The organism is Roseibium sp. SCP15, from assembly GCF_040329435.1.
Lineage (GTDB): Bacteria > Pseudomonadota > Alphaproteobacteria > Rhizobiales > Stappiaceae > Roseibium.
Map to the genome: position 1 here is coordinate 152,496 of NZ_JBDZYI010000004.1, position 13,946 is coordinate 166,441.

The following is a 13,946-nucleotide window of genomic DNA, read 5'->3' on the forward strand; positions in this document are numbered from 1 at the left end:
CGCAAGGGGTGCGTCTTGAAGTTTGTGCGGTGCGGTGCAATATTATTGCGGTGCGGCATACTTTGTCGCGCCGCCCTTCTTGGGCGTTTCCTCCCTAGACTTGGGCCGCCTCTTATGAGCGCGGCCTTCTTTTTATTCTGCTGCGATTGAATCGGCCGGCAATGCGGCATCCGGCATTGATGTCAGCTCACGCGCGAACTCCCGCAACGCATTGAAGAGATCTCCAAAGCCGACGGAAGGCTGATGCGTGGTCTCATCCATGTAGAGGCCGCGGTTGATTTCGATTTGCAGGGCGTGCAGGCCACTTGCGGGCCGTCCGTAATGCTCAGTGATGAAGCCGCCTGCATAAGGTTTGTTCCGGCTGACGTTGAAACCGAGGTTTTTCAGGATCGAATAGGCGAAGTCCGTCAGGTCGCTGTTGCAGCTGGTGCCATAACGGTCGCCGAGGACAAAATCCGGCCGTGTGTCGGTGGTCTGGCATTTGACGCTGGACGGCATCGAATGACAGTCAATCAACACGGCATATCCAAACGTGACATGGGTTTGCGCCAACAGCCTCCGCAGGGTCGTGTGGTAGGGCTTGTAGATTTCCTCAACGCGGTTCAAGGCCTCCTCGACAGGAAGACGGTGGCGATAGATTTCGTGGTTTTCACTGACGATCTTCGCAACGGTGCCCAGGCCGCCGGCCACTCTGATGGAACGTATGTTGGCGTAAGTTGGCAGCCGGCCGTCGAACATTTTCGGGTCCAGCTCGTAAGGTTCCCGGTTTACGTCCAGATAGGCTCTTGGAAAATGCGCTCGCAGAAGCGGGGCGCCAAGAGGTACCACATGGGCGAAGAGGTCATCGACATAGGCATCTTCGGACCTGCGGATCGAATTTTCGTCCAACCTTGAAGACGCAAGAAAGTCTTTCGAATACTGACGCCCGGAATGTGGGGAATTGAAAACGTAGGGAAGGCGCTGATCGGCGGGACAAAGTACATCAAATGCCGGTAAGCCATTAAAGTCGGCCTCGAATGGGGTCTCGCTCGCAGAGGTCTTGTTATCCGTCAAATGCTATGTCCCAATTGCTCTTCGTGGTCCATGCCGTGCCAGACTGATACATGAAGGCATGTCCCATGGTGCCAAGGAATCAACACACAGTCCACAGTGATGCGCTCAAAAGCTTAGGAGAACCAATTCTCCCTATCATTCTGTGGAATTCGGGCTATAACCGGCTGAAGGTGAACCCGCATCATCAACAATATTAAGAAGGATGGTCGTTTACGATGTCGCGTATTCTGCTTGCCGAAGATGATAATGACATGCGCCGCTTCCTGGCGAAGGCGCTCGAGAACGCAGGGTATGATGTGATCTCCTTCGACAATGGCAAGAGCGCCTACGAACGTTTGCGCGAAGAACCATTTTCCTTGCTGTTGACCGATATCGTGATGCCTGAGATGGATGGGATTGAGCTGGCGCGCCGGGCGACGGAACTCGATCCGGACCTAAAGGTGATGTTCATCACCGGCTTTGCGGCCGTCGCATTGAACCCGGAATCGGATGCGCCCAAAGACGCGAAAGTTTTGTCAAAGCCCTTCCACTTGAAGGACTTGGTGCAGGAAGTGGAACGGATGCTTGCTGCCTGAGTGCAGCTTTCAACAGGGTGCGGTGCCGGATAAGGGAAAATTTGACAGATCGGTAAAAAGGGGGGTTGCACTGACTTGAGATCCCCGTTATATCGCACTCCACCACGGCGCTGGTGCGCCGGACTACCGAGAAATTCGGGCGTGTAGCTCAGCGGGAGAGCACTTCGTTGACATCGAAGGGGTCACAGGTTCAATCCCTGTCACGCCCACCATTATTGCGCTGATTGTAGGTTCCAAGAAGCGCGGGTCGATCAGAAGACAGGCGCAGAATTTGCTGCTGCTTTGTGACCGATCCAATCGAACGTGAGCGCCTTAGGCGCTCATTTGGTTTAAAGTAACAAGAACCCTTTAGGGGGGACAGTGACATGAAGATCAAGAATTCGCTTAAAGCGCTTATGACCCGCCACCGTGACAACCGTATGGTTCGCCGCAAAGGCCGCGTCTTTATCATCAACAAGAAAAACCCGCGCTTCAAAGCTCGCCAGGGTTAATCTTGCTGCTGCGCTGTTGCGTGCAGGCCTGAGGATTTTCCTTGGAATTGAAGCTCTTTCAGGGCTTCACGGGAAAATCCAGGAACAGGACAGACGCCAGCGCACGAAGATGTGTCAAATTCCCGGATTGACCACCGCATTCAACGTTCCATAATCGTTGGATGCGGATTTTTGTGTTTGCCCTTCTCTGTTTCTTCAGTACCGGCCTGGCCGGAGCGCAGCCCGTGCCGGATCTCGGACCCGAAGTCGCGCCACCCTCGGCGGAAGACTTCAACCCGATGCCGGAGGACCTGCCGGATGATGGCGGGCAGGTGGTCGTTGAGGAATCCGACCCGGATGATGAAGAAACCCGCCTGGATGAGCTTTATGCCGATTTGGCGGATACCGGCGATCCTGTGAAAGCTGAACACGCCGCTCGAGAGATCCAGCGGATCTGGATGGATTCGGGCAGTGATACCGTCGATGTGCTGATGTCCCGTGCAGGCAAGGCTATTCAGGCCGAGGATCACGCGCTGGCGCTGGACCTTCTGGACATTGTGGTGGTGCTGAAACCTTCATTTGCTGAAGGTTGGAACCGGCGGGCAACTGTTCACTATATGCGGGAAGATTTCGGCAAGTCTCTGGTCGATATCGAGCGCACGCTTGCTCTTGAGCCCCGGCACTGGGGGGCTTTGTCAGGGTTGGCGATCATCCAGCGACGGCTGGGTTTTGAAAATGAGGCGCTCGAAACATTCAGACGGGCAATTGAAGTCAATCCCGGTCTGGAAAATGCCACCAAGGCAATTGAAGACCTTGAGAAGGAAGCTGAAGGCGAACCTGCCTGATCCTGAGGACGATCGCCTTTGAAACGGAGACAATCACTCCGAAAGGCTTGATTGCCTGCGAGCGGGTGCTATTTCCGGCATATGTATTATCTATTGATTACGCCCGTGATTCTGCTGTGCGGATGTGCGCTCTATACAATGTGGCGTGTCACTTGGATTTCCGGAAAATTCAAACCTGATGGCCACTTTGCGACCGTCGATGGTGTCCGGTTGCACTATCATTCATACCCGGCTGCCTCAGGCGATCAGCATGCACCTGTACTCGTGTTTCTGCATGGGGCGAGCGGAAACGCCTATGACATGCGTCTGGCGTTTCTGGAGACGTTGAAAGGCAGGTATTCGCTTCTTTTCATCGATAGGCCGGGCCTCGGGTTTTCGGAAAGCCAATCGAACGGTCGTAGCACACCGGGAGAGCAGGCAAAGGTCATTGCCGGCCTTTTGGAAAAACTGGAAGTGAGCAACGCGATTGTTGTTGGACATTCGCTGGGGGGCAGTGTGGCCGCTGCCATCGGGTTGGCTGCTTCAGTGCGGGTCCGGGGGCTCGCATTTCTTGCACCAGTCAGTCATCGGTGGCCAGGCGGCGTGAACTGGTACTATACGCTTGCGTCCATGCCACTGATCGGGACGCTTTTTTGCTGGACGTTGACGTTGCCGATTGCCGAAAGGCTGGCATCATGCGCGATCACGAGTGTTTTTTCACCGGACCATCCGCCTGAAAACTACCTTTCGGAAATAAGGGTGCCGCTGCTGTTCCGGCCTGAGGCCTTTCGCGCAAACGCGTTGAATATCACGTCACTGAAGCAGGCCGTCACAGAGCAATCCAAAGAGTATCGCACCCTTGTCCAGCCGGCCTTGATCGTGACCGGAACACAGGACAGTGTTGTCTGGCCCTCTATCCATTGCGAAGGGCTTCTGACAAGCCTGCCCGACGCTGAGTTGATGGTATTGGACCGGGCAGGGCACATGCCGCATCACACCCACACGCAAGAGATTGTACGAGGCCTGGAAAGACTGATCAGCCGAGTGATGGCCGGGCAAGGGACAGATAGCCGCTCGGAGCGTCATTTGAGGGCGTTGGAGCGGGCATAGAAAAGGCGGCCCGGGGGCCGCCTTTGGTATTCAACCGATTAGATTGTCAAATGCCACCCTGGCCGTCGTTGCCGACAAAGGCAATCCGCAACATGTTGGTGGAACCCGGGGTGCCGAACGGTACGCCTGCGGTCACAATGATGCGCTGACCGGGCTTGGCAAATTCCTCGGAATAGGAAATCCGGCAAGCGCGATCGATCATGTCTTCTTCGTTGGCGGCATCTTCACTGACTACGCAGTGCAGTCCCCAGCCAAGCGACAGGCGTCGTGCGGTTGCCAGGACAGGTGAAAGGACAATCACCGGGCAGGAAGGACGTTCGCGGGAAGCACGCAGGCCTGTGGCGCCGGAAGTCGTGTAACAGACCACAGCAGCAAGGTTGAGTGTCTCTGCAATTTGCCGCGCTGCAGCGGAGATCGCGTCCGCACCGGTGGCTTCCGGCTCAGCGCGCTGAGCATAGATGATGGCGCGGTAGTTGCTGTCCTGTTCAACCTGATGAGCAATCTTGTCCATCGTTGAGACGGCTTCGACCGGAAAGTCGCCAGCTGCAGATTCAGCAGACAGCATGACGGCATCGGCGCCTTCAAAGACGGCGGTGGCAACGTCGGAGACTTCCGCGCGGGTCGGAACCGGAGCGGTGATCATGGACTCCAGCATCTGGGTTGCGATCACGACCGGTTTGCCGGCCCGGCGGCAGGCACGGGTGATGCGCTTCTGCAGACCGGGAACCTGTTCCAGCGGCATTTCAACACCGAGATCGCCGCGAGCGACCATGACTGCATCGGAGAGCTCGATGATTTCATCCAGGCGACCGATTGCCTGCGGCTTTTCGATCTTGGCGAGAACACCGGCGCGGCCACGCGTGATCTTGCGGACTTCCGCCAGATCGTCAGGACGCTGAACGAAGGACAGGGCAACCCAGTCGACATTCTGTTCGAGAGCGGCGATCAGGTCCTTGTGGTCCTTTTCGGTCATTGCGCTGGTGGCAATTTCGGAATCGGGAACGCTGACGCCCTTGCGGTCGGACAGTTTGCCGCCGACGACAACTTCGGTGACGGCTTTGGTCGGAGTGGATTCGATAACTTTCAGCTGCACCTTGCCGTCGTCCAGAAGCAGACGGTGGCCGGGTTCCAGGGCTTGAAGAATTTCCGGGTGCGGGAGGTGCACGCGATTGATGTCGCCGCCGGATGTGTCAGCGTCCAGAGTGAAGGTTGCGCCGTTTTCCAGCATGACCGGGCCATCGGCAAATGTTCCCACCCGGAGTTTCGGACCTTGCAGATCCGCGAGAATCCCTATTGGTCGCCCAAGATTTTCCTCAACAGAACGGATGCGTTCAACGAGCATCTTCAGACGTTCATGATCTGTATGGCTCATGTTGATGCGGAATACATCAGCACCAGCACGATACAGCTTTTCAATGATGTCTTGTTCTGAGGAGGAGGGTCCGAGAGTTGCTAGAATCTTGACTCGTCGGTTACGCCTCATCGCCCACCTGTTCCTTGTTGCACAGGCTCCGTCAGCTGGACCGTCCAGCTGCTCTGTTCGCCCGTGTCTATTTCAAAAAAGCCTGTCCGCTCGAATCCTCGAGCCACACAGTCCTCAATTCCGCGAATGGTGAATTCCTTCTCCCGGGTGCACATGAACGCCCGGCCACCCCATTCGCCGAATTGGTCGTAATCAACTGCGTAGATGTAATAGTATCGTGACACCAGCGAACCTGGAACCAAAGTTTCACAGGAGTTGGAAGCAAGGTTCCACCAGCCTTCGGTGACCCAGTCGGTCTTGTCCTTGTAGCCGATGGCCACGCCGACCTGGCTGTCGGTCTTGTTGCAGAGCCGCAGATCAGCCTTGGCTTCGTCACTGGTAGTCGAGAGAAACAGCAAGGCGAGAAAGCCGGTAAAGAAAGCCATCATGGGCACGTTCCCACGTGCCCGAGACCTTAACTGGTACCGTTCCCCAACCTCAAACATATGCAGTCGTTCACTTTGCTGCTTTACAGACATTCGCTTTTTGCGTGGACAAGCGGGTCTTGTCAACGTCGTTAACAGGTTATGTTGGTGCTTTCACCCAACCTCGTTTCCGGAAACCGTCCTGACGATCTGCCCAGTCATACGGTCTTCTCTCCTATGAGGTCAGAAATGGGGCGGGAACAAGGCGGTTTGGTTTCTGATAGAGATTAGGCGTCAATAAACGGTATACAATTTACATTCCGCAACGTAAATAAAGCTGTATTCACAGAGTTTTCCCCTATCTGGCGGCAAAATTTAAAGCGCTTCGAATCGCTTACGGCTCCTGGACCCGATTTGTGTATTCAGGCTTGGTTCCGGACGCAGTTTGCCTTAAACCTGTGCGCCTGCATCCTCCCGGTGCACCTCTTGTTTAACCCGGGTCATTCGGCAACGGCGCGCCTTTGCAAATGCCTTCGCCCGGATGAACCGGGTCAGACAAGACAAGTGCCGGGCCTGAAGATTTTTCACGAAGCGAGATATGATAGAAACAGCAGCCGTGGCCGTTGAGGCCTTCCAGCCGACCGAATATGTCGATGGCAATTTTGATGCCGGACTTTTGCTCCTGTGCGACCACGCGCGCAACGCGGTGCCGCCCGGTTATGGCGACCTTGGTGTGCCGAAAGAGCAGTTCGAACGGCATATCGGCTATGATATTGGAGCCCGCGCCGTCACAATTGAGCTTGCGAACCGTCTCAAGGCACCTGCCTGTCTATCGACTTTCTCCCGTCTTCTCATCGATCCGAACCGGGGAGAGGACGATCCGACGCTGGTCATGCGTCTGTCGGACGGTGCAGTTGTTCCCGGCAATGCGAAGGTGGACGAGACTGAACGGGCATATCGCATCGCGCAGTTTCACAAGCCGTATCATGACATGATCGACCATACGCTGGATGTGATGATCGAGAAATCAGAGCCGCCGGCTGTCATTTCGATCCACAGTTTCACACCGGTCTGGCGAGGGGTTCCGCGGCCGTGGCACGCAACGGTCCTGTGGGACAGTGATCCGCGTGCCGTAAAGCCGATGCTGGAAGGATTACGCGCGCAGGACGGACTTGTTGTCGGCGACAACGAGCCTTATGACGGAGCTCTCAAAAACGACACAATGTATCGGCACGCAACGCGCCGCGGTCTTTCGCAGGTTCTGCTTGAATTGCGTCAGGATCTGATTGCCGACGAGGCAGGCGTGCTTGAGTGGGCCGATCGGCTGGAACCCATATTGCGTGATATTGCGCAGCGGTCCGACTGCCGTAAGGTCCAGCATTTCAAATCCCGCACCGATACCGACTAGGCATGCGGGCCAATTGACGAGACGGAGGAGTTCATCGAGATGGACGATCAGACAAAACTGGAACTGGAAGCAGCGGTCTTCAGGCGCCTGGTGGACCACCTGCGCAACCGCACGGATGTACAGAATATCGACATGATGAACCTTGCCGGTTTCTGCCGGAACTGTCTTTCCAACTGGTATCAGGATGCTGCCGAGGAAAAAGGTCTTTCCCTTGAGAAGTCGGATGCCCGCGAAATCGTCTACGGCATGCCTTATGACGAGTGGAAGACCAAGTACCAGACCGAGGCCACGGCCGAACAGAAAGCCGCGTTCGAGAAGAACAAGCCCCAGCACTGAGCTGTTCTCGGCACACATTCGATGCTTGACGGGCCGGGGCGAGTCTGGCACGGCACCTTAACTTTTCAGGACCGGCAGTCATTCCCCATATCTGTGGTCCTTCAACTCAACAGATCAAGAAACACACATAAGGAGACAAATCTACATGTCCGATCCGGGTGGAGTTGCAGCCGACCAGCTGCGTGCATTCGTCGAACGTATCGAGCGTTTGGAAGAAGAGAAGAAAGTTATCTCCGACGACATCAAGGATGTTTACGCGGAGGCCAAAGGCAACGGTTACGATGTGAAGATCCTGCGCAAGGTCGTTTCACTTCGCAAAAAGCAGCCGCATGAGCGCGAGGAAGAAGAAGCGGTTCTGGACCTCTACATGCATGCTCTCGGCATGGCGGGCCCGGGACCTTCCGAAGGCTGATCCAATAGCTTCCTGATACAAAAAGAGCGGCCAATCAGCCGCTCTTTTCTTTTGTGCGCAAATTCAGCCGCCTGAAACCTGATCGAACATTGCTTACCGGGCGAAACGTACCGGCAGGACGACAACAGCCGGCCCATCGAAGCGATCAGTTCTCAATCCGGAATAAGGCGTTGTTTCAAAGCTTGCATTGACGAAACGATTGCCCGGCATCATCACGTTTTTCAACTTGCGCTGATCGGGGTGGCTGAGCCATGCAAACGTCTGGTGACGGGTGGTTCCTGCACCGGACAGAAGCGTCGGTTCGGATTTGTCCGGCAGGCTGGCAAATCCTGCGTGCGGGTCGACAATCTGGCTACGCGGAATGCGACCGGACAGGGACGGCTGAGCGGATTTGGGTTTTTCGGCTTCCGCTGCTGCGCTGCGCTGCTCGCTTCTGCGCTGTTGACCTGTTGCGGATGGAAGCAGTGAACGGTTCAGGCTCGGAGGAGTTGCGGTCGCAGACGCATAGGCGAGGGTCGTCTCCGGGCGCGGTGCTGGCGACGGAGACGGCACTGCCGTGCCGGTTGCCGCAGCAATCGCTGCCACTGGGTCGTCCGTCGTGGCCGCTCCAGGCACCGGTACATCTTCCGAAATGCCGAGCTGTGCAGCTGCAACACGAGCGGCTTCGCTCAAACCATTGTCGGGTTTCTGCGAAGGTGCACGTGCAATCTGGAACCGCGTATCAATGGTTTCGTTGGTCGGCGCCGGCTGTTCGCCGCTTTCGATGGCGACACGCTGCGCGTCAAGCGTATTGGGTGCTGGCGGCGTGCTTGCGATCGCCGGTGTTTCCGGTGCTTCGTCTTGCGGCTTCAAGGCCGGAGCAGCGCTGGCGACAACAATCGGCGCTTCGTCGACGACAGGTGTTTCAGGTTCGGTCTGCTTAACCTTGCGAGTCGGCACAGGCGGGTTCTTGATGACGGGAGACGCGTCCGCGGTCTGCGTTGCCTTGGGCTTGCTGCCAACTGCTCCTGGCCGCGTGTTCTGTTCCGTGTCGTTGCTGCCGCCGCGACCAAACAGGCTGGCAAACAGGTTGCTGCCGCCGGACGAGCTGTTGTCATTGCCGGTGGAAGCCTGGATCGGTTTTCCTGGAGCGGTGAGGCTTTGGTCCCGGGTGGAGACCGGTTCGCTGCCGGAGCTTGGGCGCGAACTGGAGGCGACGATGGTGGGTTTCGAGGTGCGTTTCTTGCCGGACTTGGATTCGGCAAGCGCCAGTTTGTAGCCCTTCAGGGGCTTGCCGTCGGATGGGATGTGCAGGGTCTTACCGTTCGGGAACACCCTTGCAAGCTGCGAACGGCTCATCTTCGGCCAATGCCGGACCCTGCCGGTATCCATGTGGACGAATGGCGAACCGGATTTGGGATAATAGCCGACACCGCCAACTTCCTTGCGCAGACCCGTGGCGCGCAGTTTGGAAAGCTTGACGCCCGGAATATAGAAATCCATCGCCTTGCCGAGTGTGTGCTGGCTGTTCTTGGCAACACCTCTGGAGCGTTTGCGCAACATGTTGTTGGTTGCAGGAGACCGGTAGCTGGAGACGACGTGGATGTAATCCCGCGCGCCGACCTTTCTGTAGACTTCCCACACCAGGTCCAGAAGTTCGGGATCCATCTTGATGATCTCGTTGCGGCGCCAATCCCGCAGAAAGCGGTTGGCCTCACGCAGGCCGCCTGGCAGATAGCGGCCATTCTTCTTGAAGGTGATCGACACCCGTTCCTTGGTGTGTGTGTTGTAAAGCTTGAGTGTGCGGGTTTCCGCGATGGCAGAAGTTGCCAGACAGGCATAAGCAACGGTTAACGCGCCCGCAATTCTTGCAGCGCGTTTCAGCCAAGCGACGGCGTCGAAATCAACAAACCGGTTACGCAATCTCTATCTCGCCGTTTTTCGAAGGCTTTCGCCCATCCCGTGCTCCCCAGCAGGAGACATACACTAACCGCTGCAAGTTAAGAAGTTTTTACCTTAATTTCGCTTGCGCGATAATCGTGGCAGAATTGCAACGCCCCACCTGCATTTGTGGCAAAAAATCTTACGTGAAGCTGGATAAAGGCAGAATGCGACAAAAAATCGTCCAATTCTAAGCCATCAACGAAATTAACAGCAGTCAGGCCGCAGCATCCTTGTTGGTTTCTTCCAGGCCGTATTCCTTGAGCTTGCGATACAGCGTGGACCGGCCGATTCCCAACCTTCTTGCAACTTCGGTCATGCGACCGGAGTAGTGATTGATCGCGGCCCGAATCAGTTCTTCCTCGATGTCTGCAAGTTTTCGCACGTGTCCGTCCTGATCGAGGTTGCGCATGAAGCCGAACGGTGCCGCGAACTCGAAACCTGACTGTGGCGCGGGAGCTGCAGGGCTTTCGGCATGTACAGGTTCTGCCGGAATGTGCGGCCGCACCGGCTCCTGAGCATAAGACGATTGAACCTGTGCCGGCGTAGGTTGAGTTTGCGCTGCGGATGTGGGTTGCGAAATCGGTTGGTCCAGTGCTGCCTGAACCTGCGGAAAGTCGAACACGGTCAGCTGGGCACCGTCACACAGAACCACCGCGCGGAAGACTGCGTTTTCCAGCTGCCGGATATTGCCAGGCCAATGATAGTCCTGAAGCATGGCCAGCGTATCGGACGAAACACCGGCCACGTGCGGTTTGCCTTCTTCGGCTGCAAAGCGTGCCAGAAAGTGCCGGGTCAGTGCCGGAATGTCTTCTCTCCGATCCCGCAGAGGTGGGATCCAGATCGGGAAGACATTCAGCCGGTAGTAAAGATCTTCACGGAACGCGCCTTCCTTCACCTGGTCAATCAGGCGGCGATTGGTTGCCGATATCAATCGGAAGTCCACCTTCACCGGCCGGCGGGCGCCGATCGGGTCGATTTCGTTTTCCTGAATGGCGCGCAACAGTTTTACCTGCACGTCCTGTGGCAATTCGCCGACCTCATCAAGAAACAGCGTGCCGCCATGTGCTTCCTGGAATTTGCCGGTATGTTTGTCGACTGCGCCTGTAAAGGCACCTTTCTCGTGTCCGAACAGAATGGACTCAACGAGATTTTCCGGAATTGCTCCACAGTTGACAGTCACCATTGACTTCGACTTTCGGTCGCTCGAACCCTGAATGGCACTGGCGATCATTTCCTTGCCGACACCGCTTTCCCCTTCGATCAGAATGGGAATGTTGGAGGCAGCTGCCCTTTTGCCCAGGTTGATCACACGTTCCATGGCGGCGGAATGGGTGATGATGTCGGCAAAGGTCAGAGTACCGGACGCCTTATTGCGAAATCTTGTGATCTCGTCTTCCAGAGCGGACGTTTTCAGGAGGTTCCTGATGGAGACGTTGAGCCGCTCGGGTGCAACAGGCTTCACAACAAAATCCTGCGCACCGGCGTTCATCACGTTCACGACGGTGTCGATACCGCCATGCGCGGTTTGTACGATTACAGGCGTTGCAATCTTGTCGCCGCGCAGACGCTCCAGCACGCCAAGACCGTCGAGCTCAGGCATGACCATGTCCAGGATGATCAGGTCGATCTCGCTTGCTTCCGGTCCGCTCATGATCCGCACGGCTTCGGCGCCGTTTTCAGCGGTCTTCGACCGATAGCCGAATTTCTTGACCGCCTCCTGAAGCAGTCTGCGCTGGATCGGATCGTCGTCAACAATGAGGATTTTGCCGCTGATTGCTTGCATGGTTCGCTTCGATTTTTCCGGATTTGTATCGTTTCGAACCATTCTGGTCGCAATTGGGTAAATAAATCGTCCAAGAGAAGGCAAAAAAGTTATCTGTTTTCAATTGCAGGTCACGGGTGCACCGGCCTACAAATTCACAAACAGAGAATCCGACGCCTCGTTCAGGGCGATCTTTCACCGGAGTGAACAATGCCGATGCCGCACCCAGTCTTTGCGCCTCAATCTTCTGCGTCTGCCGAACTCGGCAATCTGCCGGAGTGGAACCTGGCCGATCTTTATCCGGCAATGGATGCTCCAGAGGTCACGGCAGATCTGAAGGAATCCCTGGAGCGGGCCAAGACCTTCGAGACTTCCTACAAGGGACGGCTGGCCGAGTTGGCAAAGGACAATGTTCCGGCGCTGGTGACCGCAATCCGCGCTTATGAGGATCTGGAAGACCTCATGGGGCGGCTGATCTCGTTCGCCGGCCTGGTTTATGCGGGCAATACCATCGACCCGGTCGCGCAGAAGTTCTATGGCGACGTCCAGGAACAGATTACGACCGCCAGCTCGCATCTTCTGTTCTTTACACTGGAGTTGAACACCGTCGATGATGCGGTGATCGAAACAGCCTTGCAGGACGAACATCTCGCGCATTTCCGCCCGTGGATCGAGGATCTGCGCAAGGGCAAGCCTTATCAGCTGGAAGATCGGGTCGAGCAGCTGTTTCACGAAAAGTCGGTAACCGGCAGCAGCGCCTGGAACCGCCTGTTCGATGAAACCATGGCGTCTCTCACCTTTGATGTCGAGGGTGAGGCGCTTGCCATCGAACCCACCTTGAACCTGCTGGTTGATCCATCGGCGGAAAAACGCAAGCACGCTTCGGCCGCGCTTACCAAAACCTTCTCGGAAAATCTGCGAACCTTCACCCTCATCACCAATACTTTGGCGAAGGACAAGGAAATCTCCGACCGCTGGCGGAATTTTTCCGATATCGCCGACAGCCGTCACCTGGCGAACCGGGTGGAGCGCGAAGTGGTCGATGCTCTGGTCGCAGCTGTTCGTGATGCCTATCCGCGCCTGTCGCACCGTTATTACAAGCTGAAGGCCAAGTGGCTCGGCATGGACCAGCTCAATACCTGGGACCGGAACGCGCCGTTGCCGGATGCGGATACGCGCATCATTCCATGGACCGAAGCCAAGGACACGGTTCTTTCCGCCTACAGCAACTTTTCGCCCGATATGGCCGAGATTGCCGGACGGTTCTTCGACAAGGGCTGGATCGATGCACCTGCCAGATCCGGCAAGGCTCCAGGCGCGTTCGCGCACCCGACGGTCCCAAGCGCGCATCCGTATGTTCTGGTCAACTATCAGGGCAAGATCCGCGACGTGATGACGCTTGCGCACGAGCTCGGGCATGGGGTCCATCAGGTTCTGGCAGGCGCCAACGGTCCACTCATGGCGCCGACGCCTCTGACACTGGCTGAAACGGCCAGCGTCTTCGGTGAAATGTTGACCTTCAAGTCGCTGCTGGGTCAGGCGGACAATCCGCAGACCCGCAAAATCATGCTGGCGTCGAAGGCCGAGGACATGATCAACACCGTTGTCCGGCAGATCGCCTTCTACACGTTTGAGCGCAAGGTCCACACCGAGCGCCGCAATGGAGAACTGACCGCCGACAAGATCGGTGAGCTGTGGCTTTCCGTCCAGGGCGAAAGCCTCGGTCCGGCGATCAAGCTGAACGAAGGGTATGAGACGTTCTGGACCTATATTCCGCACTTCATCCATTCACCGTTCTATGTCTATGCCTATGCGTTTGGCGACTGTCTTGTGAACTCGCTCTATGCGGTCTACGAAGAGGCCGAGGCAGGCTTCCAGGAGAAGTACTTCGATCTTCTGAAGGCAGGTGGCACGAAGCACCATTCCGAGTTGCTTGCTCCATTCGGCCTGAGTGCGACGGACCCGGATTTCTGGAAAAAGGGCCTTGCAGTCATCGAGCGCATTATCGATGAGCTTGAGGAACTGGATCAGGCCTGATTGAGGTTTTGCATTTGAAAAGGGGAGAGTTCTCTGGAGCTCTCCCATTTTGCGTTGCAGGCGCAGACCCCGTTCAGGCTGGCCGCGTTTCTTCTCACCGATTGCGACCCTGTCAAAAGACTTGCGTTTCGGTGAAATAGCCATGATTG

13 protein-coding genes and 1 tRNA gene are annotated in these 13,946 nt (G+C 56.4%); 9 read left to right on the top strand and 5 right to left on the bottom strand.

Going from position 1 to position 13,946, the window contains the following annotated elements:
• Nucleotides 1–132: 132 nt before the first annotated feature.
• On the bottom strand, nucleotides 133–1,053 hold the full coding sequence (locus ABLO27_RS20550) for an N-formylglutamate amidohydrolase (protein ID WP_353035294.1): 921 nt from the start codon (nucleotides 1,051–1,053) through the stop codon (nucleotides 133–135).
• Between the two features lie 215 nt (nucleotides 1,054–1,268).
• Between ABLO27_RS20550 and cpdR the strand changes: the two genes are divergently transcribed.
• The 5 genes from cpdR (at nucleotide 1,269) to ABLO27_RS20575 (ending at nucleotide 4,032) form a co-directional block, all read left to right on the top strand.
• Entirely contained in the window at nucleotides 1,269–1,628 is a 360-nt protein-coding gene (gene cpdR, locus ABLO27_RS20555; RefSeq protein ID WP_352942224.1) for a cell cycle two-component system response regulator CpdR, read from the top strand.
• A 137-nt stretch (nucleotides 1,629–1,765) separates the two neighbouring features.
• Nucleotides 1,766–1,840, top strand: a tRNA-Val gene (locus ABLO27_RS20560).
• Between the two features lie 153 nt (nucleotides 1,841–1,993).
• Nucleotides 1,994–2,119, top strand: a complete 126-nt coding sequence (ykgO, locus tag ABLO27_RS20565) for a type B 50S ribosomal protein L36 (RefSeq protein WP_352942222.1) — start codon at nucleotides 1,994–1,996, stop codon at nucleotides 2,117–2,119.
• A gap of 224 nt (nucleotides 2,120–2,343) precedes the next feature.
• A complete protein-coding gene (locus tag ABLO27_RS20570; RefSeq protein ID WP_353035296.1) occupies nucleotides 2,344–2,943 on the top strand; it encodes a tetratricopeptide repeat protein in 600 nt (199 codons plus the stop codon).
• A gap of 138 nt (nucleotides 2,944–3,081) precedes the next feature.
• Entirely contained in the window at nucleotides 3,082–4,032 is a 951-nt protein-coding gene (locus tag ABLO27_RS20575; protein WP_353035297.1) for an alpha/beta fold hydrolase, read from the top strand.
• Between the two features lie 46 nt (nucleotides 4,033–4,078).
• On the opposite strand, the gene pyk is transcribed toward ABLO27_RS20575, so the two are convergent.
• Both pyk and ABLO27_RS20585 read right to left on the bottom strand, forming a co-directional pair.
• Nucleotides 4,079–5,515: a pyruvate kinase gene (pyk, locus tag ABLO27_RS20580; protein WP_353035298.1), complete on the bottom strand. Its 1,437-nt coding sequence runs from the start codon at nucleotides 5,513–5,515 to the stop codon at nucleotides 4,079–4,081.
• Nucleotides 5,512–5,943 (bottom strand): DUF1036 domain-containing protein, encoded by a 432-nt coding sequence (locus tag ABLO27_RS20585; protein WP_352942214.1) that lies wholly within the window; start codon nucleotides 5,941–5,943, stop codon nucleotides 5,512–5,514. Before ABLO27_RS20585 ends, pyk begins: the two co-directional genes overlap by 4 nt.
• A gap of 574 nt (nucleotides 5,944–6,517) precedes the next feature.
• Between ABLO27_RS20585 and ABLO27_RS20590 the strand changes: the two genes are divergently transcribed.
• The 3 genes from ABLO27_RS20590 (at nucleotide 6,518) to ABLO27_RS20600 (ending at nucleotide 8,075) form a co-directional block, all read left to right on the top strand.
• Entirely contained in the window at nucleotides 6,518–7,327 is an 810-nt protein-coding gene (locus ABLO27_RS20590; RefSeq protein ID WP_353035299.1) for an N-formylglutamate amidohydrolase, read from the top strand.
• Nucleotides 7,328–7,366: 39 nt separating this feature from the next.
• Complete coding sequence (locus ABLO27_RS20595; protein ID WP_353035301.1) at nucleotides 7,367–7,663, top strand: DUF1244 domain-containing protein; 297 nt, start codon at nucleotides 7,367–7,369, stop codon at nucleotides 7,661–7,663.
• A 145-nt stretch (nucleotides 7,664–7,808) separates the two neighbouring features.
• Nucleotides 7,809–8,075 (top strand): DUF2312 domain-containing protein, encoded by a 267-nt coding sequence (locus tag ABLO27_RS20600; protein ID WP_207142257.1) that lies wholly within the window; start codon nucleotides 7,809–7,811, stop codon nucleotides 8,073–8,075.
• Nucleotides 8,076–8,168: 93 nt separating this feature from the next.
• Here the strand turns inward: ABLO27_RS20600 and ABLO27_RS20605 are convergent, their stop codons facing one another.
• Both ABLO27_RS20605 and ABLO27_RS20610 read right to left on the bottom strand, forming a co-directional pair.
• Nucleotides 8,169–9,920 (bottom strand): DUF882 domain-containing protein, encoded by a 1,752-nt coding sequence (locus tag ABLO27_RS20605; protein ID WP_417714830.1) that lies wholly within the window; start codon nucleotides 9,918–9,920, stop codon nucleotides 8,169–8,171.
• 292 nt (nucleotides 9,921–10,212) lie between these two features.
• Entirely contained in the window at nucleotides 10,213–11,781 is a 1,569-nt protein-coding gene (locus ABLO27_RS20610) for a sigma-54-dependent transcriptional regulator (RefSeq protein ID WP_353035304.1), read from the bottom strand.
• 189 nt (nucleotides 11,782–11,970) lie between these two features.
• Between ABLO27_RS20610 and ABLO27_RS20615 the strand changes: the two genes are divergently transcribed.
• A complete protein-coding gene (locus ABLO27_RS20615) occupies nucleotides 11,971–13,797 on the top strand; it encodes a M3 family oligoendopeptidase (protein ID WP_353035306.1) in 1,827 nt (608 codons plus the stop codon).
• Nucleotides 13,798–13,946: the final 149 nt, after the last annotated feature.

Bases quoted from the DNA above. Each gene is read 5' to 3' on its own strand.
- cpdR (WP_352942224.1), top strand. From the start codon at position 1,269: ATGTCGCGTATTCTGCTTGCCGAAGATGATAATGACATGCGCCGCTTC.
- ykgO (WP_352942222.1), top strand. From the start codon at position 1,994: ATGAAGATCAAGAATTCGCTTAAAGCGCTTATGACCCGCCACCGTGAC.
- ABLO27_RS20575 (WP_353035297.1), top strand. From the start codon at position 3,082: ATGTGGCGTGTCACTTGGATTTCCGGAAAATTCAAACCTGATGGCCAC.
- pyk (WP_353035298.1), bottom strand. From the start codon at position 5,515: ATGAGGCGTAACCGACGAGTCAAGATTCTAGCAACTCTCGGACCCTCC.
- ABLO27_RS20585 (WP_352942214.1), bottom strand. From the start codon at position 5,943: ATGATGGCTTTCTTTACCGGCTTTCTCGCCTTGCTGTTTCTCTCGACT.
- ABLO27_RS20590 (WP_353035299.1), top strand. From the start codon at position 6,518: ATGATAGAAACAGCAGCCGTGGCCGTTGAGGCCTTCCAGCCGACCGAA.
- ABLO27_RS20595 (WP_353035301.1), top strand. From the start codon at position 7,367: ATGGACGATCAGACAAAACTGGAACTGGAAGCAGCGGTCTTCAGGCGC.
- ABLO27_RS20600 (WP_207142257.1), top strand. From the start codon at position 7,809: ATGTCCGATCCGGGTGGAGTTGCAGCCGACCAGCTGCGTGCATTCGTC.
- ABLO27_RS20610 (WP_353035304.1), bottom strand. From the start codon at position 11,781: ATGCAAGCAATCAGCGGCAAAATCCTCATTGTTGACGACGATCCGATC.
- ABLO27_RS20615 (WP_353035306.1), top strand. From the start codon at position 11,971: ATGCCGATGCCGCACCCAGTCTTTGCGCCTCAATCTTCTGCGTCTGCC.